Source organism: Corynebacterium sp. HMSC078H07 (genome assembly GCF_001812805.1).
GTDB lineage: Bacteria > Actinomycetota > Actinomycetes > Mycobacteriales > Mycobacteriaceae > Corynebacterium.
Map to the genome: position 1 here is coordinate 1 of NZ_KV810452.1, position 358 is coordinate 358.

A 358-nucleotide genomic window follows, 5' to 3' on the forward strand; every position below is an offset into this window, starting at 1 on the left:
GATGATGTGTGAGAACTCAATAGTGTGCCAATGTACTTTTTTGTGTTGGTTGATTGTAATCATTGTTGGCCGTGATGCATTGTATGTGTGTTGCGGTTGGTGTATGCCGGATGGCGCTTTTTTCAAGCGGCGTCATTGTAAACATTTTAAGTTGTTTGGGCGTATTGATTATTTTCTTCTGACTAGGCCAGCCCTTGTTTTTGTGCCCCGTCGGGTTGGGGGTTGGTTGAAGTTTATTTTCTTTATGTAATTTTTGGATAGCCAGTCCGTGTGGCGTTCGTGTTGTTTGTGCAGCGCGGGTGCGATGCATGGTTTGGTTTGTCTGTTTGTCTAGGTTTGGGCTTTTCACGGCCTTTTT

General features: G+C 44.4%; 1 protein-coding gene. It reads right to left on the bottom strand.

From position 1 onward, the window contains the following. Positions 1-16: 16 nt before the first annotated feature. A partial coding sequence (locus tag HMPREF2875_RS13415; RefSeq protein WP_210388141.1) for a hypothetical protein occupies positions 17-358 on the bottom strand: 342 nt, incomplete at its 5' end.